The following is a 21,806-nucleotide window of genomic DNA, read 5'->3' as shown; positions in this document are numbered from 1 at the left end:
TGCTCATCACTGGTATTCGCACTCATTGGTAATCCACACTCCAACCACCCGCCGAACGAGTGGCGATAATTTGATGCTCTCCCATTGCGTCTCGTGCCGCTTGACCAACAAGAATACGCAAAATACTGCGCATGCTTTCACCTTGCTCTGTCATTGGCGAAGCACGGTCGAATTTTTCGAATCCTGGTGAGATTTCACTTGCAGTGCGTCGAATGGTAAACACCACACGCCGGAAACCCTGCCTATCGGCATCCGAAAGTACATCGACGTAAACCGCAACGGTGGTGTCTATTTGCGATTGCGGCACAGGTTCTACAGTGATCACCTGAGGCTCGCCACCACTCACCGGACTGCCCGCGCCTGGCGCAGGGCTAGCTGTTCTGCTGCCAGCACCCGAGGAGCCGCCATCTGGCGTTAACATTACCCGCATCAGCGTAGAGACAATGGTCGGCATCACTCCTCCTGCCGCTAACATCGATTCTTGCACCACAGTACCACCTATAATGTTTGCCATTCCCCCTTCAACGAGGCGCAAGCCCGCACCAGATTGGGCAACATGATCCAAAATCGTAATGGGAACGAGTCGATTTGCCGCCGCACCTGCTGGCATTAACCGCGCGAGCGCTTCTGCCGAAAGCCCTGAGGCCTCAAGCAATGCTCCTTGCATGATGCCGCAACTGGTTGGGTTGCCGCCTAGCCAACGAACAATGGCTGGCGCGCTGTTTTGCACAAGGGAAGTGGCTCGTTCGATATCCACCGCCGCTTCAGCCGCTTCGATCACCACATAGGCGTTCGCTCGCTGTCCCATTCCCGCTGCTGCTCTTTCCGTGATCTCTCTTGGTACGACCTCAAACAACAGCTTAAGCGGTCCACCATGAATTTTGATTAGCTGACCGGCAGCGTTTCGCGCATACATCACTGCGTGATTGATCCCGCCCTCCGTCACGAGAATCATGGCGCCACGCTGAAGGGCTTGCATCATTTCAGCCGTCGCTGCTGTGCGAGTGGCAAACACAGCACCGCCTTCACGAACAAACGCTTCGCCGGTTTCTCTTAACACGGCTTCCGTGGCTATTTCGCCACCTTCACGTACCACTAATCGAGAACCTTGCCGCTGAACCGCCGTTCGAACTAACGCCGCGGGGGCACGAATCAAGGCTCTCGCTGCCACGCCCGCCGAGCCTAACGTTGCCATGTCTAACATCAAGAACCCGACACCTAACACCCGCTGAAAATAGGTTTCCGCTTCTCGGATTTGTTGAATAGAACCGTAAATGGGCACCAGAGTCCAAAGGCTGCGAGATGGATCAGGCTCTCCCGACGCATGACGGGCTCGGTTCTCTTCAGGACTGTCAGATGCCGCCCATGTCACCAGCCCAGCAGCAAGGCCAATTCCTGCCAGAATCAGCCATGGGGCAATTTGATGAATATCTTGATCAACACCACGTCGAATCTCATAGTGCCGACCACGTAACGCGGCACTCACTGCAAATTCGGCCTCATGCTCTGAATACCACGATGGCTGACTCATTCGCAGGTTGCCACCACTCGGCATGCCAGACCCTAGCCGCCCTTGCACCGTGTGTGCTAACTCATGCCCCAAGACATGCTGTCCCGCTCGGCTGCGTAAATCGATGCTGCTATCCATCACTATGTGATCGTTTAGGGCAAAGGCGACTGTGTTCAGCGCTTTGAGTGATTGCCGCGCAGCATGACTTTGATGCAAACGGATCGGCGATAAATCATAGCCATATGAATGCTCAAACGGTGCGCGTATATCTAACGGAATGGGAACGCCACTTTCTTGCCCGAGCAAACGCGTAGTTTGAGGGACAGACGCAGAAGTATTGGTTACTGGACTCGCCGTGTCATGCTGTTTTGTGTCCGTCGCCGCTCCCAGCAACGCATTACCCCACGTTCCCAGCGCTGAAGAAACTGATCGTGGTATGGGGGGCGCAGAGGCCATAGACGCTGGCGCTGTCGATTGGCTGGCGCTTTTTGATGTTGAGGTAAAACGACTGATCACCCTTGCCATGTCCATCGGGCGCGTGTCATTGCCTCCAGGAAGGAAACGAGGCGGTGTCAACACGGAAGAATTCGAGGAATGGGGTTCGGATGCTTGATCAGACGCATTCACTTGCCGAGTCAGTATCGATGACTCAGCTTTACTCAACACATCGCTTTCAACAGACATGAACGAAGAAGACTCAGTCGTTTGTGTTGCACCAAGATTGTGGCTCACTTTCGGTGACTGAGTTGTTTTTGGCGCAATACGCTTGGTATTCCGCGAAGAGCTTCTCTCACTTTTCGCAGAATGAGGTTGCTTCTGAGTGGGTGCCAAACTGGGCATCGTCAGTCCTTCTCTTGCTGAACAACGTCACATCGTTATGCAAGCTACTTCTTGGGCGTTTTTCTTTTAGTGGTTTGCGTAGCCGTTGCTCTTCGGCGCACCGGTGTCGCTTTCAACGTGGCGTCCACGCGCGTTGTTTTTCTCGGACGCGGCTTAGGTTTTTCTTCAACGTCCAGCTTCTCTTCTACCTGCGGTTTAACATCAACCGTCGGCTTGGGTTGCATTCTAGGCTTGGTCTCTGGTTTAGGTTTAGGCTTTGGCTCCGTTTTTTGCTTCGGTTCGATTAACTCTTCAAGCTTGCTCATTTCTTTTAGCTGCGCTTTTTCACGCTCAATCGACTCATCAATCTGTTTATTGAACATCGCCCGCTGCTGTTCTAACGACGCGATACGTCCTTCAATTCGAGACCTTTGCGCCGCCGCATTTTTCTGCGTCGTGCCTATCGGATCGGGGTTATTGTCTGGTCGAGCCACTTTTTGTAGTTCAGAGACCAGAGAAAGGTGTTTTTTCAAAATCTCATTTGCTTTTGCCATGATGAAATCCTCTATCAAGCCTGCTGATTGAACGCGCTTTGTGGCGCAGGAAACTCAGTGTGATTAATGACCGTGCTGCTGGTGATGTTGCCAACAAACGGCCCCTGCATATTGTTAAAATCGAACGAGGGTAAAAATCGCGTATTGGCTTTGACTTGATTCCCCATCACGACTGCACGATAGCCGCGCAAGACCACGGTGGCATCTAGCCCCACGTTGTCGGACACAAAGCCCACATGCTCGATGTAATTGTTGTTAAAGAACACTCGCTCAAATCGAATATTGAGATTATCAATGACTGAAGTTGAGAGAATTTCCACCACCGTATCCGCGCCACGACCAAGAAACTTGTTGTTGCTGATCTGCGCGGAATAGCCAATCCGCAGCGCCGTATCACCAATCGGAAAGGCAATTTCAATCAGCCCTTGCAGCAAGAGGGCTCTGTCTTCCAATATTCGTTCTCGTGTCAGCAAATCTGAATACGACACCAGATTGCTCTCAACTCGTGCTTCCAACACATACAATGCCGCAATGCCGACGGTTCTGGCTGGGTTGACTTGATCGTCGTCATGAACGCCTGTATTCAGCACTTCATTCGATTCCACGTGGCATTCACCCAATTGGAATAAACAGGTAATTGAGCTCGCGAATATCCCCTCGCCCGCAACGCTGACATAGTTGAGACGATTACCGATAATGGCGGCGCGAGCGAGGCATAGCGCAAGGAAAATACCGCCATGTGTGCATTTGTTGATTTGGTTGTTGATGATGTCGAGTCGGACGCATCGCTCGCACATCATGGCGGCACTGCCGTCGACAATGTGGTTATTCTGGATTTGAATATCTTCACACTGGCTTGCAAACACCGCCAAGGTGCAACGCGCTAACGTATTGTCATCCACATTGACCAAGCTGCATTCGGTCACCGAAATCGACAACTCATTGCCTGTGTCGCCAGCAACATCATTGTTCTTAATCCGTAGGCCGTTGACTTGCTGCGCCACAATGGCGCCAGAGCAGCCTTGGATCCAGTTTTGCGCCACGGTAATGCCGCCAGTGAATACGTCCTCTTCACTGCCAATCACAATGGCTATCTGTGTTTCAATTTGCTCTTGGGTTTGTACGCGGTTCCTTTCCACCAAAGTGCCCAACCCATGTACCATAATGCCTTTGCTGTCTTCCGCCGCGATCATGATCTGGTTTTCAGACACCACGGCAAACGGGCACGCCACTTCAATCGCAACAGCATCTTGGTTGCTTTGCAGACGACGCAACGCGATTCGGTTTCCTTTGATTTCACTAAAAGAGGCGGTAGAGTAAGGCCTACCCAACGGCTGATCGTTCACGATGATCCCGCGCAAATACCCCTGAATATCATTGCCAGACACCATCACTTGCCCTGAGAGTCGCGCCACGACAACACCAGCGATCCCACTCTCTTGTTCAACGTTGGCATTAATTTGATTGTTTTCAATTTCAAGATCTTGGCCACCATCGTCCATCCAAACGCCAACTTGCGTTCCTGACAATGAACAGCGGCTAACACGCACTCTTTCGCAATCAAACAAACCAATAGCGGGGTTATCCGTAAACTGCGAGTCCTGTTGAAGAGAAGTGACTCGGCAATCTTCGAGGAGACTGTCTTGAACGTTACGAAACGCAATAACACCTTCAGGTTTTTCGGTGCGCAATTCCGTTTGAATGGCGAGAGTGCAAACATGAATGCCGGATAAGGTTTCACCCTGTTCAGATCGAACAATCAAGGCTGTTTCCGCGCCCAGATTACGAATTTGAGCACCATGAGATTCGCCATGTAGTGTCACGTTGGGATAGCGAATGCGCAGCGGACGACGAATAGTGTGAATGCCCGTTTTCAAGCACACACAGCCACCGAATTCAGGCGACAAGCTATCCAGTGCAGTTTGAATGTCTTCTCCGGGACGCACCACGACGGTACAACAGCCCGCCATGCCAATGGGGTCACGACAATCTTGAAAAATAGGCCCAACAAATTCGCCATTTAACGCATCCACGACCGCCAATCGACAGCGGTGATGATGAATAGATTGCGGCGGCGCTTCAGTCAGAGTTTCAACTGAGCTGTCGGCGTAACGGGTAACGAAACTCCAGTTGTCACCAACATGATAATTTCCCGCCCCATCTTGACGAGACAAGGCCACTTCCACGCCGTCTTCAAGGGCAATAAACGTATTTTCAGGAACGGGGATCAGACCGTCGCTGCCAGGGGCGTCAAGGTTGATAATTTCCGTGCCGTCGGTATCCAAGACGACACCGAATTGATCCCAGCGACGCAGTATGGGGTGAATAGAAGCGTCGGCGACCGTTGATGCCGGAATAAGAGATAGAACACCTGCAGCAAGCGGGTTTTCAAGCACCACGGTATTGGTTGCATCATTGACCGACAACACACGCACCATAGTGCCAGCCACACCTTCTAATACACGAACGTCATCGGTGATTTCAGCCCAATCGCCAGCGTTAAACCTTAGATAATCATCCTTCGCCACCTGCTCCAATGTCAGCGTATCATTGGCGGGTTGCGCCAAAATCCGCCCAGCAAATGCGCCATTGACCCTCGACCATTTCACCAGCGGTGTGCCGTCGGCATTGATGTCGTGAACCGACACCATATAAGTGCGATTTTCCAACCCGCGATAGCCACCTTCTGGCGGCAATTGACACGGATTGTTCACGGCGGACGTCGGGTTAGCTCGCGTTGATAAACGGGCAGATGACGGTTCAATCAAAGACTGCCAGCCTTCAATATCCTGATCCTCGGTATTACAGGTGACGTCATCGCCCACAGGGCCAAACAAGCGAACCTGCCACACGGTTTGAATTCTGGCGCTGGTATCAATGCCAATGGCAGGGTCGACCAAATCTGGCGCTTCTAAAAAAGTCACCGAACGTTTCCATACATCGAGGTACGCCAAGTAGCGCCCATCGGCAGGTTCGATTCCAACGTCATCATCATCAACCAAGCTGCCTAACATCGGTCGATATGGCTGATCCAAATACGCGATAGGTTCGAGGCTATTTAGCTCTTCAAGGGGCAGCGAGAAACGGTGTTCACCACCGCCGAACGATTCCGCCAACAAGCCATCAACGTAGTAGCGTCCGGGGTGAATGACGAGTTCACCCGCCGCAACATCGATTCGGAAACTGTCCGGCAGATGGGCGGGATAACCACAGAACCCCGCTAAATCGATAGTCTCTGCGCGAAAACGACGATCGACGATCGCTGCGCCTTCATTAAGTGGCGTGTCAGAGACCACTCTGCCCTGCATGGTGACCATTTCCGTATAGTTATGGCGAGGGTCAAACGTTTTTCCTGAAATATCGACAGCCATGACGTTCTCCTTCAAGTCACGTATATCAAACCTGCATCGAGGCCGATGGGTAAGAATTCACTGAGACGAAACAGCAACGCGTCGTGTCGCTGCGGCTGATAAAGATGGTGATACACCCCCATTTCGCTGCCACTGTCTGCGCCGCGGAGAACTTCTTGGGGAGATGAAAGCAATAACTGTGCGTAAGCCGGATCGCCGTAGCGACGAGCGGTAAACGCGGGGACAAGACGAGCGACAACACCTCGAACAATATGTTCTTTCTCGGTGTCGGTAATAAATGGGTTACGGGTTTCCGCAGCATCGACGGCTTGTGAAGAAGCAAACTGAGGCTGACAACGATGCTGTCGAGGAACGCGAGATTGGGGAGGAATATAGGAAAATCGCGCACAGCCCGTTTGACGCTGTAACGCCCATACAGGCGCATCCCATGTGTCGACCTGTTGCAATGCGGCGTCGATCAACGAATTGGAGATCAACGGAAATGAACGCGCTGCCACCTTGCCAATCACCGTGGTTTCACAGAGGGTCAGTACCCCACCGTGACTGACTTCATCAGGGTCTGAAAACGCGATGTTCTCAGACGACGTTGCATCGATAATGCTGTTTGTCACCGACACGGCGGCACCTTCAACAGTGCGGATCGCCCCGACAATACTGTTCTCAATTTCAACCGTGACATTCGGAATTTCTACCACCAAAGACGGGGCGTCTGGCGACACTGGCGTTCTGTCTATCAACAACGATTGACCGGGTACTAGCGTGACATTTTTGAGCACCAAACGTCGCAGTTGATTATCACCGGTATCTGGCACGACCAACCTGCCACCATGAATAACTAATCCATCAATCACCACTTCGGCTTCCGCGCCGCCGACCACAGTGAAGTCATCACCATCGAGATCGATAAACGCACGGTGCCCATCAGCCGCCCGTAAAGACAAGGTTTGATCGGTATTGACTGACACGGCGGGCGCAATCGTAAAACGTTGTGACACCGAGATTTCAATTGCGCCACCCGAGGTGGTCAAATCAAGCGCGGCTTGAATGTCATCCCCCGCGTTTACATGCTGGATATTGCCAGAACCTTGGATAAACCCTTCACTGCGTGAATACGCGCCGCCGCCAATGTCAGCGCAAGCGCCGTAGTGAAATGTCACCTCCACCTCATCGGGTTCTGCCATGCTGGCAGGCAAGGATAATCGCCCCAGTTCGGGGTCGATAGACACTCTATCGACAGGCGAATGCGCCCAATCCACGCCATCATCACTGAGGTTACAGATCTGCACTTGATCAGCGGTTTGCATGATGCCATCGAGCACCACGGTAAACGCACGAGGGTAATAGTCTTCATGACGATGACCAACATTGCTGCGCCGTAGCAAAGGGATGGGCAGATTGATTTCTTGCGCCAAGTGATTAATGTTCGGCTCTGCTTGAGGCGCATTAAACAGTGGACTGTTGATCCCCATCGGATGGAATAGGTATCGCCTTGTGGCATGACGATATGCGGGGGTTAATGATTGGCGATAATGTCCAATTCGCCACAAAAACAAGCCCACATGTCGAAAGTGATGCCGCCCTTCCCCTTGGCTAATTCGCCCTGTCGCCATGGTTTGACTGGTGGTATCAAATGCCGTATTGATGGCTTCGCATTTCACCGTATCGCGCACATTCAAGGTGTAATGATTGTTTGGACGTATTGATGCCAAATGTTCAGGTCGAGCCAAGAGTTGAAAGAACTCGACGACTCTTGCAGGCCAACGGGTCGTGTCGGTAGCCAATTGTTCTAACGCAAGCGCCACGCCACGACGTCGTGTAAAACGAATATGGTTCGCTGCCGCAGCACGTTGACTGACATTAGGAATTGGCGGTCCATACCGATAACCCACCAGCTCGCCAATATAGGGCGCGGCCCACTCGTCACAGGTTTCAATGAACTGGTTATCGTAAAGTCTGTCGGTGTCGTTTTTTACAATCGCGGCTTGCTCGGCGAGGATTGCCATCAATGCCTTTAGTGGAAATCCCTGTGTTTCATCGCGCTTGCGATACACCTCAGGAAGTAATTGATACAAAGCTTCCGGTGACAAGCTATTCATTCGCTAACCTCCAGATAATCCAACGGGCCGGGGTGCAAACTCAACATGGAGGCACCCAACACGTCAGCCATTGCGCCACCGCTCGCGACCTCTGCCATGGCTGCTGCTATGCCGTCATGTCGTTTTGGTATATTGCCCGTGTAAAGCCTATCTATCACCACGGCTTCAACCCCAGCGACAGCATGAATGATGGCGAGGATCTCACTGGCAAAAACAGGCTGACCGAAGCGTCTCGCGTCAAAAGATAAGGTCGCTCTCAACGTTTGTTCGACCTCGGCGATCACCTCATCATTTAAATAGTCGGGGTGAACACTAAGCCGCACTCCTAGTTTGAAAAACGTGTGACGAAAACTTCGCAGAATAAATCGAGCAAATGGGTCACCAGCGGCAATGAGTGCATCTGTTAAGTAGGTGTGTAAATCGCTGCCCTCCGGTACTTGTGCCCCTGCTTCGGCGGCAACCGTCACCACCACTTGTGGTCCTCCCGACACATGTAACCATTGCGCACTGGCTTTCGCGATGCCGCCATAGCCTTGGGCGAAATCGGCGTAATCCGTGATTGAAACCACGCGCCCTAACGTTCGGCAAGATAAAGGCGCACTGAGTCGAATCGCATCTCGCCCTTCGGGATCTGCGCCACCACTGGCACCCAGTAAATTGTTGACGCCCTGCACACCAAGCGGCTGAGACATGAGTAAATTGAGCTGACCCGCTTTAACGCGCCCCATTAATCCGTGAGTTTTACGATAGCTTGCACGAATGTTTTGTTGCCCTTTACCAGGCATCGCACCTTGTATGCCATCGCCAAAGGTGACATGGCTGTAACCCTGATCATCCACACGCAATGTGTAAACACGATCCGCGGGTTGGGTATTGAGGAAATTCGGCACTTGATGCCAAAGGATTTTATTCACCCTGACCTCAAGTGTCGGTTTGACGCCAGACGGTGTTGCAGCAGGCACAAAGGTTTGCGGTGCCTGACGAGTAGACAAGGTGACATGCGGCTGTGCGCCGCCATCGCCAAGCACTTCCACGACAGATTCACCTTGCGTGGCCCCAGCCACATTGGCAGCAATTCTTAGACTTTGCGGGAAATAAGCCGCCCCCAAGGACTCGGTGAAGGTCATGGATGAGCCCCCTGAAGGAGAAATTTCGTGGCTGATAGATTGCACCGTTCTCGTGACAATCACAGGCACATCACCACTACCTTCAGCCAGACCATTTAGCATCACTTTTCGCCCTTCTTCTATTCCTATGAACCAGCCATTTAGGGCGACAGTGGTATGGTCAGCATTCAGGGGTTGAGTGATTGGCGGCTCCGCCAAAGTGAGCCATTCACTTGCGCCGAAGACCGTGGTTTGGCGAATAGAAAACAGGTTAAAGTGGTCGCTGCGGTCTAACGACAGGCGGCTACTCTTTCCGGTGACCGCAAAGAAGGAAACAGATACGTCCGCCGTCTCTGAGATTTGATATTGCGCCCAATTATCGCCGTCTCGAAGGATCACATCGCTATCAATGCCAATCTCAGCAACCTGACGCTCAAGAAAGATCTGATTGTCACTTTCATTCATTAGCGCCAGCGTGCCTTGGTCAGCCCATGTTGCGTTCGTTTTGCCGAAATACGGCCCTTGCTCCAAGCTTTCTACCACAACATCACTGTCATCGACGCTGTACACAGGCACCATACCTGTGAGCGAATGATGAAGGCTCGAAAGGGGTGGTGCGGCATGACCAAAAATCGCCGCAGAGGCACGAAAGACTTGAACCCGTTTAACCGTGCTGATCGCGGCTTTCAGTGGCGCAATGAAGGTCTTTTCATCCGTCTGTGCATCAGCCAACAAGGTGAACATTTGGCCTTCACTTAACATCTCACCAAGATTTTCTTCCACCAGCGACGTGAAGCTATCAGCCGCAGAGAAACCACTTGGAGTAGAAGGCTCAGATAAAGAGGTTGTGCCAATGGGCGACACAGTGACCCACGTCAGATCTTTCGCCTCGGGGTCTTTGGAAACATCCGCAAGGACAGGGTTAACCGCATTCACCACCGCGAAAACGGCAGTCCCGTCATCTGCTGTAAATGCGACACCATCGCCCGCTTTTAATCGGGTATTGATGCCTTCAAAAGGCAATTGAGTGGTTGAAACAGTGAGTGGATGTGGCGAGGTAAGCTTAGGACGAATGGCATTCCATTCTGCCCGTGCTTCGAGATCGTCGAGAGTTTCATAAATGACCGGTGTTTCGTCTTGCCCCGGCGTGCTTTGTACTTTGGTTCCCGCCGGTACGGTAATTTGCTCAGGGATCCCTTCGCCAGCAGCAATGCTGAACGACAAATCGGCACTCGCCGCCGCCCCTGGGTGCGGAACATAATCAATCAAAGTGGCCATTTCATGGAGTGACTGCGGGATTTGTGCGGTTCGCACATAGGCTTCATTCAGCCACATTTCATTGTAAAAAGTCAGCACATCGCAACTTGCCGCCCACGCATCGAGCAATGCCATGGTGAAGTCGTCATGCCCCCGCGTCGTCAGTATTCCCAGCGCTCCATATTGCGACGAGGATAATCGCGCCGTCATGCTTTGATAGAAATCTTCGTGCATCCCCGAACGAAAGCTGATGCGGCCTAAGCCCGTGGCATTATTGGGTGCTTGAGGCGTTAACACACTCGTGCCATGACATGCGCCACAATGAGACTGATTGTTGAAGTCGACCATGTTAGCGCCCTCCTTCTAAATCGAACAAAAACACCCCATTTCCCGGATGGCTCGCATCGTTATCAACACGAGCAATTTCTGTGCGTCCAAACGTGAGTTTTCGTTCGACTAAGCCACTGGTTCTTGGGTCACCAAAGCGGCGAAATCTCGTGGCTTTGGCGGCTATTACACCATCGACATTTTGAGCTGCCGCTAACAGCGGTGATAAGTGCAATATTTGCCCAGCGCGGAATTGGTCGGGATGCAAGATCCCTAATGCGCCACTGGATTGTCGTTTCGGCGAAAACAAGGAAAGCAAACGCTGCCGCACATGAGATTTTGATGCATTCGCGGCAACACAAACGTGTAAGGTGATTTCGAGAGGCACATAAACGGGCGTTGACACATCCACATCATGGGCCGCTAAACGGAATTTTTCGTAGTGTTCTCGCAGTGCCATACGCTGTTCATCCCCCACGCCAACTCGCCCTTTGGGATCTGGCAGGGCAAACGTGGTGATCCAACTGCCAGTGTGGACATAGGCGCAGCTGACGTCTTGCACCCACTCCACTCGTTGACCCAAGGTTTGATAATCTTCTCGTGTCACCGCGCGTTCCTGTGTTTTGAACAGGAAAGGCGCTCGCTTACGAATCGATGCAGGGGTTTCTCGATTGCGCCCACCCTCACCTGCGGTGATGTTCCGTACGCCAATCACTTCAGGAAGGTCAAGCGCAAGGTGGTGCAATTTATCAACGCCAATGTGTCCGGCAGTGCCGATGCCCACGCGATATCGCGCCGTGAATGTGGTGCCAGATAAGGGACGAAGACCAAATTCATTGTCGCCAAAGCGCAGGTAAACGCGGTCATCAAGCTCAATTTCGACGGCAAACGCCCTCGCCGAGCCGTCACTCGCCAATAAGTCTGGAACAGGTAAATAGGGCAAGACTTCCACCCCATCATCGCCTTCAAGTTCGATGGCGGGGAAGGTTTCATTGGGTAACGGGATTTGCAGCGCATCAACCGCTGGCTCTCCAGCGAAATAACGCGGTGCAAAGGTTAATGGCGACCGCGTCAATGTTGGGCGAAACATGGGCGGTATGTTTTCGGCTGGCTCTTGCTCACATTGCGTATCCGCACACGAGGCACTTTTGCGCTGAGTTTCATCCAAGCCTTTGCCGGGCGCCCAACGTAAATGGGACGATGGCACCTGCCCAATCTCATCGTCATCAAGGGTGTGTCCGTGGTCGACCAAAACCATGTTGCCTCGCGCCACGCTGACAGGCTCGATGTAGCGACGACCTTCTTCAATGGCGGTTTCTGAGGAAATGCACACCGGAAAACGCAATGCATCGCGTTCATGCCACTCGATTTCGGTGATATCTTCTCCGGTGATAGGGTCAGTCAGCGGCTCATTGTCACTATTCAATGCCTGTACGCTCACCAGCAAAACGACCTGACGATGATCGAGCACGCGATCTGCCTGATTCCCCGTATTCGCACCCGTTATTTCTTCAATAGCCAAATACGAGTGTTCACGTAAATCAGGGAAATGACCTGCCAAGGTGGCACTCGTCGCGCCTTTCGGTAAATGGCACCGCGCATTGCTCCATGTATAGAACTGCATTTCATTGTGCGCGACATGCAATGAGGCTATCGGGTGACAGGTTTCGTAAACGGCGCCACTTTGCGCCAACCAGTCATTGTTACGCGTGAAGGTCACAGGCAGCTCATTGAGCCTTGTACACACCGCACTGCCTGTGGGAATGACCACCGTTTGGGGCGCCATGGGTAAAATATCGGATGACACAGTAAAGTGGCAAAAACAGCGCGCATTGCAGCCTTCGTCAACGGCATAGTCGAGCAATCGCGTCAGGCGTTTGAGGGAGATTCGTGAGCGAGCACGATTGAGATATGCCTCGGTTTGGGCGGCGTCTTGTTGATAAGCGAGTTGGTCAGCGCTATAAGCCAAAATATCAACCAACACGGTTGAAAGATCGGCTGGATGCCCTGTGGCAAATTCAGGTGCTGACACCGCCATGCGATCCAACATCATGCGACGAAAAGAGTGAAAATCTCTCGCGGTGTAATCGATGTCTGTTTCTGGTCGCTCGGGCGTTTCGCATTCGCAATCGGTTAAGCAATCGAACGGAGATGGGCATTCCACTTTGAACGAAAAGGTGACAGACGCCAGCGCAGGATCAATCTCAGGAGGCGGCGCGGGATTGAGCGTACTTGTGACGAGGTTAAGTCGATAGGGGCCAAAATCCCCCGCCTGCGCCAGTTCAATCAGCAGCACATTTTGCTGCCCGTCTAACCCCATTGTGACAGCAACCACGTCCACAGAAGCCTCGCCTTCAAATCGAAGGTTGTCCTCTGTGTAAACCATTGCGTCGGGGTCGTTAACCAAATGCAGGTGTAAAAAGCGTTGACGGTCGTCAGGATTCGCTGCCTCTAAATCGACCACTTCCACAAAATCAATGCCATTGAGCGCGCTATTACGCACCGCTTCCCGACGACGTTGGTCACAACAAAAATAGATCATGCTACCCCCTCGCGCACAAAGCTCGCTTGCTGGGAGTCACCGGACGGCAGCAGGGAATAAGCCACATCAATGAACAACGCACCTTCATTGAATCGTACCGTGACATCGGTGAGTTCAATATCATCTTGCATCCAGTTTTGCAGTGAAGTGGCGATCAACGTGCGTGTGTCTTCCACCACCGTATCGCTGATGCCTAAAAACAAGAGTCGATTTAGACCACAGCCAAACGTCGGCATCATCACTCGCTCACCGGGTTCGGTGAACAGCACTTGTTCGATACGGTCGCGAATCACGCCCACACGATCCGTGGTCGCGCTGCGACCTTGGGTATCAATGCGATAAGGAAAATCTGGATAGTTCATCTTTCCTCCATTCGCTTACGTTGCGATGACACGAAGTTGAGCCACCGCAGGAACCAAGGGCGTTCCCGTTGGGGCGCAAACTGACTGGCTGGTGAACAACACAAACGGTTGTCCCATCGACAAAACGCGCATACTCCCCGTCAAAAATTGGCCAGTAATACATGGCCCGTTGCCCGCCGTGGGCGGTGGCATGGCACACCCAGCGACTAAGTAAGGAGACGTTTGCAGCACTGTTGCCGAGCCGGACACCAACACACGAGGATTCGGCAAACTTGGTGTTGCTTGGCCGCCGTGTGCGCACATGACGGTCGCACCAACATGGAGTAACGGTCCGGGCATGTTTGTCTCCTTCTGTGTATCTACTTTGTGCCGACTGTGTAAGCGACATTCGCCATTGCCTCATCAACGCGACTCGACGTTCTCCGCTAGAGCATCGCGGCTTGGTAATCGCGGCTAGGTGATCGTCAGTGCGCCGGTATTTATGTCCACCGTTGGACCGACTAAAGAAATTTGCGCACCCTTTCCGTTGTTGATGAAAATACCTGCATCTGTCACAGACAGCGTCACTCCGGTCGCCGTTTGCAACGTGATCCCTCCCAGCGCCATGGGCCCACCCGCATCGCTAATAACAATGCCGTGTTTCGCCATGGTTTGTAGCGTGATGGCTGAAATTGGCGCGGGAGCCGTCTTCGCCATCATCGGCACATCCGCCGCCGACCCTGCATAGCACCCCGTCCAAATGGGGTGATCCACTTCGCCCTGTTCAAACTCAATCCAAACGCCTGCACCAACAGGCGGTACAGCAAACACACCGGAGTTAAGCCCCAACACCGGCAAACACGGCATACACCAGGTGCCGGGGGGAATTCCTCCCACATCGGTCACTGTCGCCAAAATGCGTCCCTGTTGGGTAAGGTCGATATTGTTCACCACAGTGCCTCTATATTTGCCGTAGAATTTCTCACTCATACTGGCACCCTGCTTAATGTCGAAAGCAACCCATCACGGCTTAACTCAAATTGCTGCTTTAATTCGCCTTCACTCATGGTGGTAGTCACCGCCTCTACATAGTGCAATCCATTGAATGCAGCTCCCGCACCTCTGACCGTCACCGGTTTTCTCGCTTCCAACAACGCGCCATAGGCCAGAACATCTAGCGTGCCACTCATCTTCACCGCTCTCGCCGCTGACTTGGCGGCTTTCGCCAACCCAATCAATGCGCCCTGCACCGGAGAATACTTGGCAACACCTGTGATGGGATCGCCGAGCCTTAGCGGAATAGGTCTCAACACACCAAGCGGCGGATTGAGCGGGTTAACGTCTGGTATTGGAATGGTGATGGGTAGTTTTGTCTGCGGGTTTTGAATCTTGACCATGGGAACCACTGCGCTCTGAGTATCTACGCTCCCCGACAATGTCAGAACATTTCGGTGCGCATCGAAATCATCATTGAGTGGGCGCTGTGGAACACCCACTTTCACCTCCGGCCCCCAATAGGCCGTCGACACACCCACTTTATCTGTCGGCTCAATATAGAAGACATAGCCGACGCGCTCCGCGAGCGACATGATGTACTGGAGATCAGTGCCTTGATGCGATGGAATTCGCTGAGTCGGCACTGGCACGTCAATCAGTACCGACGGGATCACTTTAGGAATCAGTCCGAGAAACGCGTACTTCGCCAGCACCAAGTTAATCCGCGCAAAATCTGGCATGGCGGGATAACGCATAAAACTGAAATCGATGTAATCGAGCACGCGACTAAGATCTTCACCGGTTAGCGTTAGGCGTGACACCCCTGGCGCACTGCCGGGGCTGACTCGATGATCCGTCACTACCCCATCCATGAGTACGGATTTACGACCAAACATTTCGACCGCAATCACTGTACGTACCAGAGGAATAGGATTGCCCGCAGACAGAAGAAAGACAGTGTGAAGTGGTGAGTTATTGTCGATTTCAAAAACCAACTGGAAGCCTGATTTATCCCGTGTCTTTGCGCTGACCTCACAGGAGATAAATGCATTGATCACGACCTTGGATACGGGCACCGGCGCAACTGGGCCAATGTAGAGACTCATCACCACATCTGACATCAGCGGTCTCCTTCCTCACCATGCAAGGCGATTTTTCGCTCGATGCCTTCTAGCAACATGTTGGGGTGTTGAACGAGGTTGGCATCCGCGATGTACCACCAAAGCGCGGGATCCGCAAAATACGCCGCCGCCAAAAGATCGAGTCGGTCCCCATCTCTCACTGTCAGACTTTGTACATTATCAATATTGGCTGGCTGAGGAAGGAATCGGCGACTCACGAACACACGTTCGGTGCCATTGGCATCTGTCATCACTTGCAACGGTGCCCCCGCATAGCGGCTATTTGATGCAAAATCTGCGGTTTCTTCTGTGTTGCTGAGAAGATATTGCGTGAGATCTGTCATCGAATATTCCTTTTACTCATAGGTATTCGCTTTCGCGCTTTATTCGCAAAGAGATAATGAGATATCAAAAACCGGTTGCAGGCTTAATCGCTTTGTCCGCCTGCCGCTCTAGCCCTGACAAATAATGTAAAAATAGCGACGAAGCAGGATGATCAAAGCCAAGGTCATCGACCGTTAGCACTTGTAATGTGATGCTGGCTTTAGCCGTCAATGGATTCAAATTCGCACTGAACAAGTCTTCAGCCAGAGACAAACTCTTCATTTTTACGGGCACACGTCGATTTGTTCCCCAGCTAAAAACAGGGAGAGGTTGTGCCATGGGAATAATGGTTAATTTGCCTTCTCTGGCGCGAGCGTCATTGTCTAACAACTGGCGCTTAGTGGGCGAAATCAGGCTGCGTAACGCAGCGATGTAATGACCAATGCCATACGCAATGGCATCTTCATCCCCTCTCTCTAGTGCATCGGTCGCATCAAGCGTTGCTTCAAAACTGATCGATTCTCTTGGAGGCCCATTCAGCCTCATGGTGTCAGTGCGTGTCTGAGAACCTTCTTGAGATTTCACTTCAAATTGAGTGTTAAGCGTCGACGGATTGATAAGCAAAGGGATCGCGCTAATTGGCTCGCCACTTTGTTGATCCAACAGCACAATGCCTGCTTTGAGGTAATTCGGTTGGCTAGATAACATTTAGCGCCTCCTCTCCGTGCGGCTTTGGCTTTGGCTTTGGCTTTGGCTTTGGCTTTGGCGGCGATGCTGCTGACCTTTGCCTTTGCCATTACCATTGCCACCCAGTTGCTTCATCAAGGCGTTAGTCGCATCCACGATGGCCTTTTCTTTGGCAATGCCTTGCTGCCTTTCACTCACTGAGTGCAAAACCGGCCAGTTCTTAGATACGGCTTCTGACATCGCGCGATACACATCGGCATATCTCGCATCGCTATCGATTTCAATTTGTCGAAAATGAAGTTCAACCTCTGCCGCCGCGCCCTTATTCATAATCCAAATCTCCGGCCTTGATCGGACGATCGAGCTTTTGCAATTCCGCGGCGGCGGCTTCCATTAACCAACGCATAGACACATCTTCTCCGTGCTGTGCCGCGAGAAATGTGCCATTCAAGGCGACGTTATGGATACTGCCACCAGTGAGATTGAGCTTGGCGAGTCGCAAAGGATCGATGTTTTCCGCCAATGGCGTTTTAGGTGGAAATGCACAGCGCCAAATGCGCTCGCGCTCAGATGGGCCAGGAAACGGAAAATCAACCACGAAACGAAAGCGACGGAAAAAAGCTTTATCAATAGACGTTTTGAGGTTGGTCGAAAGGATTGCCAAGCCGCGATAGGCTTCAATGCGTTGGAGCAGATCATCAATGCCAATGTTGGAGAAACGGTCATTGCTGCTTTTGACATCGCCCCGTTTACCGAACAGCGCATCCGCTTCATCGAAAAAGAGAATGGCACCACAACGCTCAGCAGCAAGGAACAACTGACGCATGTGCTTTTCAGTTTCACCAATGTATTTACTGATGATTGCCGATAAATCGATGCGGTGAAGATCCAGCCCTAGCTCATTGGCAATCGCTTCGGCTGCCATGGTTTTTCCTGTTCCGCTATCACCACAAAACAAGGCACTGATCCCCATCCCGCGACTCATACGATCTCGAAATCCCCATTGCTGATAAACGCGACTTCTCAACCTAACTTGCGCCGTAAGCTGTTCTAGCATGCTGGTTTGGGCGGGCGGCAGCACCAAGGTTTCCCAACTGGCTTTGCACTCAATACGTTGCGTTAATTTGCTTAATTCACTGGAAGATCGGCGTTGGCATGCACGCCAAAGCGCTTTTTCAAATCTCGGGTCTCTATGTTCCAGCCAATCTCTATCACTCGACTGAGCGACAAGAGTCGTCTGTAATATGTCAGGCAGGCTCAATGAAAATTGTTCCGACAAACGTGCAGGCAGGCTTTCCTCAACACCATCCAAGGTGCTCTGCCAAAAACACGCCTGTTCATGAACAGTGGGACGCTCCACGAGCAGAGTAAAACTGTTGGCATTAAGCCCAATAGGCATTGCCCCAGCATCCACGAGCACCAAGCCACCAATGCGCCCTGTGAATTGCTGTAGGGCTCTGAAGTTGCTGGGTTCATCCCCACTTTCAATAAACAGCAAGATAGGCGTCAGCCCTGCTTCACGCTGCCAAAGCCTTGCCAGTGCATCCAAATCATTGGGATGCGAAGGTAAGTTAGTGGCATGTAAGACGTGTAAATTGGCACCCAGCTCATTGGCCAACGCGGTTGCCATTAGGGTTTTACTCGACTTGTCTTCACCGTGAAGCTCGATGACAATTTGTCGCTCTCTAGCTTGATGTACATAGTTCAACGCCATTTGAAGGCGATCAATTTGAGAAGAAGAAAGGGATGACTCATCACTTACCAGTGAGCGAGGAGACGGTTCGAACATAACACTCAAGCGCTCATCGAGATAATTAACACCCCGCAAGAAACTCAAAATCCGCTCATCAAGCGTTAGTGTCGCGTCCCCTCCACCAATGGGATGCCAATCCAGCAGCAGCCAATATCGAAGCGGGCTATGAGGTGAAAAACACCCCCAACCACAGGAATGAGAGACGGACATCGTCAATGAGGCGGTTGGATGCGCAAGCGTTTCGCTCCCGATCACATCGGCACACTTTCTCGCGACGCGTTCATCCAAGGTCACCGCCATCAACAAAGCCAGTACCGCTTGATCACCTTCGGTCAATTCAAACTGATTACACAGCACATTGAATGCGGTCGGTGGCTCGCTGACAAAGCCACGATTGATGTCGGACAATAGCGCCTGACCGGATTGTTCGTTCCGCACGGCGTCTAATGACTGAAGCACCCAATCAATCAGTCTCGAAAGGTGCGCTTGATTGGTTGCTTGCCAATGCGCAAACGCATCGAGTGTTTGCTGACTTCCCGTCATTCCCACCGTGGCTTGATGTATCGCCGTCAATTCGCGCTGCTTTGTAATCATCGCATCATGATCATCATCCACTGCTGGGTCTGACGAAAGCTGTGCTGAATGATTCACACCTAGAATTTCGGTCATGCGGGCACCACCACTGTTTGCGTTGGATCGTAAATCGGGGCACGAGGCGTGAAGTCAGGCGCTATCGGTGGTCGATCTTTCTCGATAAACCAACTGTCTGCCCCATCAATGCGTAAACGCACCGGATAAGTTCCGGCAGGTAGAGGGCCAAAAACAAACACAAGGGTATTGGTTGTCACAGTCACAGCCTCAGCTTGCGCACCTTCGCTACCAAGCCAAAGGCTGGCTTGCTGTCCCGCGTGCACATTGGGCGTCACATTCAACGTGACTATCACTGTTTGTCCATTTCTGACCACGCTGGTAGGTGGCAATGTCATGACTGGGGCCACTTGCATCGTGACCTGGTTCGATTGGCGAGTGTCGCCATTTATTTCTGCGGAATACCACATGGCATAGTGCCCCGCGGCCCAATTGACTGGCGCGTTTGGCAACGTGACTGCATGCCCTAGCGCGGAACCTCCTGCATCAACACTGACGGTTTGTTCAAGATCTTGCGTGATATGTGTGAAGGTGAATCTTGGATTGCCGCCTTCTAGAAAACGTCCTTCGAGATCCAAGGTATCTCCCAGCCTTGCGCTCGCCTGCAACGCGGGAGGGATCACTCGTAACAACTGTGGCAATGAAGGAATAAGCTGAGGGAATACTTCTGGGCCAGAATTGTCCGTGCCAATGGTAAGCACCGGCAACGGGTTCAACGTGCCATATTCTGCTTCCAGCAATACGGTGGAAACGCGGTACGCCATCGACGGACGATACTGGGTTTGCAGCGCACTCCAAAGCCCCGTTTTTTCGGAGATCGGCATGTAGTGCGGCGCAATTCGTAGCGCTTCCGCTTGGTCTGCAAGACCCGTGTCTGATAGCGCTTGCAGCAAAGGGGGTAAGCCAGCCGCAATAGCGGGAGACGGCGTCAATGCCGTTTGAATTTCGGTGCGAGTAAAGCCGGGATGCTCATGCAGGATTTGCATGGCATAACCGAGCAATACATCACTGTGTAGATCTGCCGTGCCATGGGCACAAACCAAGTAGTACAAATCCAATGGCAGCGGCGTATTGTTTACTCGGTCGCCATCAGTGTTACGTGTTGGCGCACATTGGTTGGCCCACGCTGCATTGGTTTCAGTGTGATAAAGGAACACATTCAGTGCGGGGGCCGTGTTGTCCTCTTGCGCCAACATTTGATCAGGCGGAAGTGCATGAACTGGCACGTTGGTATTCACAATCGACGCAACGTCACGATCGACAAAACCATCATTGAGCAAATCGCGCAATAGTTGCGTGACGCCTGCCAGTGCAAGAGCGGAACTCATCGCTCTCCCTCCTGACGTTGGCGAAGATAATCAGCCAAGGATAAGTCGGGCTTCCATGTTCGTTTTACACTGCGCTCAGCGTGAGCAGCCTGTGCAGGAACGTGCTTCGACACAATTGTCACGCTATCTATCGTTACATTGACCAACACAGGCTGCTCTGACCGCGCATTGCGGCGACGATGTGGGTTGTTCGTGCCAAGCGGTTCAATGCCCCCCCTTCGTAATTCGGGATCGGCATTCAATGAATTGGGGGATAACGCTTGAGGTGGCGTTTGAGGTTTAAATTTAGGTTGAGGTTTCGATTTAGATTTAGATTTAGGCTGAGATTGCCCCAATATGGACGCCGCGACTTGTTGCGTGAAATCTTGTCTGCTTCGACCCGCACTGGCAGATGTTGTGTTATCAGCCAGCTCTGTCGCTTCTCGCAGCCGCGAGTCAAAATGCTCTTGCTGCTCAAGCGTCTCGTCATGCCCTCTATGCACTATCTCACTATCTGAATCAGCGCTTTGCGAAAAACCACGTTGTCGATAGGCGCGATCTGAATACGCCTCATTTGTGCCCTCGGTAGACAAATGCAGACGATCTTGGCTTATTGCTCGCTCTCCTCCCACACTATCGCTTTTGTCTGAATCACTTCTCAGTACTTCACTCGCCGAATCACTCTCTGAATAAAGATCGTGTCTAGCGATGTCTCTTCTTCGGTTTGAAAACTCATCACTGTGTCTATTCAACGAAGACTCTGAAGACGTGTGATTCACCGCAGCATTAGTGACACTGTCACTTAAATATTGCTTGTAGTCACTCTCTGTTGGCTGAGCGTGACTAGATGGATGCCCCTGCGCCGCGTCGGCATCGGCTATCGGTGGGTTCGTGTTCGATTGATTCACTCTGGAATAGGCAGGTTCCTGCGTCACTTGAGTAACACCCGCATAATATGACGTCGCCACAGGCTTTAAAGTCTGCACACCATCTATGTTGCGACGGATGTAATCACCTAATAAGCGATTCATATGTGCATCCTTATAT

Annotated in this window: 16 protein-coding genes; all 16 read right to left on the bottom strand. The window is 52.1% G+C overall.

What is annotated here, in order from left to right:
- Positions 1 to 22: 22 nt before the first annotated feature.
- The 16 genes from Q365_RS26090 to Q365_RS0103840 all read right to left on the bottom strand — a co-directional run bounded on the left by Q365_RS26090 (position 23) and on the right by Q365_RS0103840 (position 21,790).
- Positions 23 to 2,350 (bottom strand): eCIS core domain-containing protein, encoded by a 2,328-nt coding sequence (locus Q365_RS26090; protein WP_028022119.1) that lies wholly within the window; start codon positions 2,348 to 2,350, stop codon positions 23 to 25.
- Between the two features lie 44 nt (positions 2,351 to 2,394).
- Entirely contained in the window at positions 2,395 to 2,883 is a 489-nt protein-coding gene (locus Q365_RS0103910) for a hypothetical protein (protein WP_028022118.1), read from the bottom strand.
- 14 nt (positions 2,884 to 2,897) lie between these two features.
- A complete protein-coding gene (locus Q365_RS0103905) occupies positions 2,898 to 6,254 on the bottom strand; it encodes a DUF6519 domain-containing protein (RefSeq protein ID WP_028022117.1) in 3,357 nt (1,118 codons plus the stop codon).
- An 11-nt stretch (positions 6,255 to 6,265) separates the two neighbouring features.
- Entirely contained in the window at positions 6,266 to 8,350 is a 2,085-nt protein-coding gene (locus Q365_RS0103900; RefSeq protein ID WP_028022116.1) for a hypothetical protein, read from the bottom strand.
- Complete coding sequence (locus tag Q365_RS0103895) at positions 8,347 to 11,061, bottom strand: baseplate J/gp47 family protein (RefSeq protein ID WP_028022115.1); 2,715 nt, start codon at positions 11,059 to 11,061, stop codon at positions 8,347 to 8,349. Before Q365_RS0103895 ends, Q365_RS0103900 begins: the two co-directional genes overlap by 4 nt.
- A 1-nt stretch (position 11,062) precedes the next feature.
- Positions 11,063 to 13,582, bottom strand: a complete 2,520-nt coding sequence (locus tag Q365_RS0103890; RefSeq protein ID WP_028022114.1) for a baseplate J/gp47 family protein — start codon at positions 13,580 to 13,582, stop codon at positions 11,063 to 11,065.
- Positions 13,579 to 13,944 carry a GPW/gp25 family protein gene (locus tag Q365_RS0103885; protein ID WP_028022113.1) on the bottom strand — a complete coding sequence of 122 codons (366 nt, stop codon included), beginning with the start codon at positions 13,942 to 13,944 and terminating at the stop codon, positions 13,579 to 13,581. Before Q365_RS0103885 ends, Q365_RS0103890 begins: the two co-directional genes overlap by 4 nt.
- A 15-nt stretch (positions 13,945 to 13,959) precedes the next feature.
- A complete protein-coding gene (locus tag Q365_RS0103880) occupies positions 13,960 to 14,283 on the bottom strand; it encodes a hypothetical protein (RefSeq protein ID WP_028022112.1) in 324 nt (107 codons plus the stop codon).
- Between the two features lie 114 nt (positions 14,284 to 14,397).
- The gene (locus Q365_RS0103875; RefSeq protein ID WP_028022111.1) at positions 14,398 to 14,913 is read right to left on the bottom strand and encodes a phage baseplate assembly protein V; all 516 of its coding nucleotides are present in this window, start codon (positions 14,911 to 14,913) and stop codon (positions 14,398 to 14,400) included.
- Positions 14,910 to 16,040 carry a hypothetical protein gene (locus tag Q365_RS0103870; RefSeq protein WP_028022110.1) on the bottom strand — a complete coding sequence of 377 codons (1,131 nt, stop codon included), beginning with the start codon at positions 16,038 to 16,040 and terminating at the stop codon, positions 14,910 to 14,912. Before Q365_RS0103870 ends, Q365_RS0103875 begins: the two co-directional genes overlap by 4 nt.
- Positions 16,040 to 16,384, bottom strand: a complete 345-nt coding sequence (locus Q365_RS0103865) for a hypothetical protein (protein ID WP_028022109.1) — start codon at positions 16,382 to 16,384, stop codon at positions 16,040 to 16,042. The genes Q365_RS0103870 and Q365_RS0103865 overlap by 1 nt, the downstream gene beginning before the upstream one ends.
- A gap of 64 nt (positions 16,385 to 16,448) precedes the next feature.
- The gene (locus Q365_RS0103860) at positions 16,449 to 17,072 is read right to left on the bottom strand and encodes a hypothetical protein (RefSeq protein ID WP_028022108.1); all 624 of its coding nucleotides are present in this window, start codon (positions 17,070 to 17,072) and stop codon (positions 16,449 to 16,451) included.
- A complete protein-coding gene (locus tag Q365_RS25375; protein ID WP_245621486.1) occupies positions 17,073 to 17,381 on the bottom strand; it encodes a hypothetical protein in 309 nt (102 codons plus the stop codon).
- The gene (locus Q365_RS0103850) at positions 17,374 to 19,473 is read right to left on the bottom strand and encodes an ATP-binding protein (protein WP_245621485.1); all 2,100 of its coding nucleotides are present in this window, start codon (positions 19,471 to 19,473) and stop codon (positions 17,374 to 17,376) included. Before Q365_RS0103850 ends, Q365_RS25375 begins: the two co-directional genes overlap by 8 nt.
- A complete protein-coding gene (locus Q365_RS0103845) occupies positions 19,470 to 20,780 on the bottom strand; it encodes a DUF4255 domain-containing protein (RefSeq protein ID WP_028022106.1) in 1,311 nt (436 codons plus the stop codon). Before Q365_RS0103845 ends, Q365_RS0103850 begins: the two co-directional genes overlap by 4 nt.
- The gene (locus Q365_RS0103840; protein WP_028022105.1) at positions 20,777 to 21,790 is read right to left on the bottom strand and encodes a hypothetical protein; all 1,014 of its coding nucleotides are present in this window, start codon (positions 21,788 to 21,790) and stop codon (positions 20,777 to 20,779) included. Before Q365_RS0103840 ends, Q365_RS0103845 begins: the two co-directional genes overlap by 4 nt.
- Positions 21,791 to 21,806: the final 16 nt, after the last annotated feature.

Origin of the sequence: Enterovibrio calviensis DSM 14347 (assembly GCF_000621165.1) — a bacterium.
In the GTDB taxonomy this organism is placed as follows: Bacteria; Pseudomonadota; Gammaproteobacteria; order Enterobacterales; family Vibrionaceae; genus Enterovibrio; species Enterovibrio calviensis.
Note: the sequence above shows the minus strand (reverse complement) of the source record. Positions and strands in the feature narration are given on the sequence as shown.

Bases quoted from the DNA above. Each gene is read 5' to 3' on its own strand.
- Q365_RS26090 (WP_028022119.1), bottom strand. From the start codon at position 2,350: ATGCCCAGTTTGGCACCCACTCAGAAGCAACCTCATTCTGCGAAAAGT.
- Q365_RS0103910 (WP_028022118.1), bottom strand. From the start codon at position 2,883: ATGGCAAAAGCAAATGAGATTTTGAAAAAACACCTTTCTCTGGTCTCT.
- Q365_RS0103905 (WP_028022117.1), bottom strand. From the start codon at position 6,254: ATGGCTGTCGATATTTCAGGAAAAACGTTTGACCCTCGCCATAACTAT.
- Q365_RS0103900 (WP_028022116.1), bottom strand. From the start codon at position 8,350: ATGAATAGCTTGTCACCGGAAGCTTTGTATCAATTACTTCCTGAGGTG.
- Q365_RS0103895 (WP_028022115.1), bottom strand. From the start codon at position 11,061: ATGGTCGACTTCAACAATCAGTCTCATTGTGGCGCATGTCATGGCACG.
- Q365_RS0103890 (WP_028022114.1), bottom strand. From the start codon at position 13,582: ATGATCTATTTTTGTTGTGACCAACGTCGTCGGGAAGCGGTGCGTAAT.
- Q365_RS0103885 (WP_028022113.1), bottom strand. From the start codon at position 13,944: ATGAACTATCCAGATTTTCCTTATCGCATTGATACCCAAGGTCGCAGC.
- Q365_RS0103880 (WP_028022112.1), bottom strand. From the start codon at position 14,283: ATGCCCGGACCGTTACTCCATGTTGGTGCGACCGTCATGTGCGCACAC.
- Q365_RS0103875 (WP_028022111.1), bottom strand. From the start codon at position 14,913: ATGAGTGAGAAATTCTACGGCAAATATAGAGGCACTGTGGTGAACAAT.
- Q365_RS0103870 (WP_028022110.1), bottom strand. From the start codon at position 16,040: ATGTCAGATGTGGTGATGAGTCTCTACATTGGCCCAGTTGCGCCGGTG.
- Q365_RS0103865 (WP_028022109.1), bottom strand. From the start codon at position 16,384: ATGACAGATCTCACGCAATATCTTCTCAGCAACACAGAAGAAACCGCA.
- Q365_RS0103860 (WP_028022108.1), bottom strand. From the start codon at position 17,072: ATGTTATCTAGCCAACCGAATTACCTCAAAGCAGGCATTGTGCTGTTG.
- Q365_RS25375 (WP_245621486.1), bottom strand. From the start codon at position 17,381: ATGAATAAGGGCGCGGCGGCAGAGGTTGAACTTCATTTTCGACAAATT.
- Q365_RS0103850 (WP_245621485.1), bottom strand. From the start codon at position 19,473: ATGACCGAAATTCTAGGTGTGAATCATTCAGCACAGCTTTCGTCAGAC.
- Q365_RS0103845 (WP_028022106.1), bottom strand. From the start codon at position 20,780: ATGAGTTCCGCTCTTGCACTGGCAGGCGTCACGCAACTATTGCGCGAT.
- Q365_RS0103840 (WP_028022105.1), bottom strand. From the start codon at position 21,790: ATGAATCGCTTATTAGGTGATTACATCCGTCGCAACATAGATGGTGTG.